The sequence below is a fragment of the Mammaliicoccus sp. N-M50 genome, from assembly GCF_022386995.1.
Lineage (GTDB): Bacteria > Bacillota > Bacilli > Staphylococcales > Staphylococcaceae > Mammaliicoccus > Mammaliicoccus sciuri_A.
Genome location: NZ_JAJNJA010000022.1, coordinates 1 through 1585, shown reverse-complemented (window position 1 = coordinate 1585; position 1585 = coordinate 1). Strand labels below are relative to the sequence as shown.

Annotated in this window: 1 rRNA gene; it reads left to right on the top strand. The window is 48.3% G+C overall.

Annotated elements, in window-relative coordinates:
* A 23S ribosomal RNA gene (locus tag LQ622_RS14840) occupies positions 1-1585 on the top strand; the annotation flags it as partial.

The following is a 1585-nucleotide window of genomic DNA, read 5'->3' as shown; positions in this document are numbered from 1 at the left end:
GATTAAGTTATTAAGGGCGCACGGTGGATGCCTTGGCACTAGAAGCCGAAGAAGGACGTTACTAACGACGATATGCTTTGGGGAGCTGTAAGTACGCTTTGATCCAGAGATTTCCGAATGGGGAAACCCAGCATGAGTTATGTCATGTTATCCGCATATGAATACATAGTATGTGAGAAGGCACACCCGGAGAACTGAAACATCTTAGTACCCGGAGGAAGAGAAAGAAAACTCGATTCCCTGAGTAGCGGCGAGCGAAACGGGAAGAGCCCAAACCAATAGGCTTGCCTATTGGGGTTGTAGGACACTCTATACGGAGTTACAAAGGAAATGATTAGACGAATGGTTTTGGAAAAGCCAACCATAGAAGGTAAAGGTCCTGTAGTCGAAAGTCATTTCTCTCCTGAGTGGATCCTGAGTACGGCGGAACACGTGAAATTCCGTCGGAATCTGGGAGGACCATCTCCCAAGGCTAAATACTCTCTAGTGACCGATAGTGAACCAGTACCGTGAGGGAAAGGTGAAAAGCACCCCGGAAGGGGAGTGAAATAGAACCTGAAACCGTGTGCTTACAAATAGTCAGAGCCCGTTAATGGGTGATGGCGTGCCTTTTGTAGAATGAACCGGCGAGTTACGATTTGATGCAAGGTTAAGCAGTAAATGTGGAGCCGTAGCGAAAGCGAGTCTGAATAGGGCGAATGAGTATCTGGTCGTAGACCCGAAACCAAGTGATCTACCCATGTCCAGGTTGAAGTTCAGGTAACACTGAATGGAGGACCGAACCGACTTACGTTGAAAAGTGAGCGGATGAGGTGTGGGTAGCGGAGAAATTCCAATCGAACTTGGAGATAGCTGGTTCTCTCCGAAATAGCTTTAGGGCTAGCCTCAAGTGATGATTATTGGAGGTAGAGCACTGTTTGGACGAGGGGCCCCTCTCGGGTTACCGAATTCAGACAAACTCCGAATGCCAAATAATTTAACTTGGGAGTCAGACTATGGGTGATAAGGTCCGTAGTCGAAAGGGAAACAGCCCAGACCACCAGCTAAGGTCCCAAAATATATGTTAAGTGGAAAAGGATGTGGCGTTGCCCAGACAACTAGGATGTTGGCTTAGAAGCAGCCATCATTTAAAGAGTGCGTAATAGCTCACTAGTCGAGTGACACTGCGCCGAAAATGTACCGGGGCTAAACATATTACCGAAGCTGTGGATTATCCGTAAGGATAATGGTAGGAGAGCGTTCTAAACGTGTCGAAGCATGATCGTAAGGACATGTGGAATGTTTAGAAGTGAGAATGCCGGTGTGAGTAGCGAAAGATGGGTGAGAATCCCATCCACCGATTGACTAAGGTTTCCAGAGGAAGGCTCGTCCGCTCTGGGTTAGTCGGGACCTAAGCCGAGGCCGATAGGCGTAGGCGATGGATAACAGGTAGATATTCCTGTACCACCTATGATTGTTTGAACGATGGGGGGACGCAGTAGGATAGGCGAAGCGTGCTGTTGGAGTGCACGTCCAAGCAATAAGACTGAGTGTTAGGCAAATCCGGCACTCGTAAGGTTGAGTTGTGATGGGGAGTTGGATCATG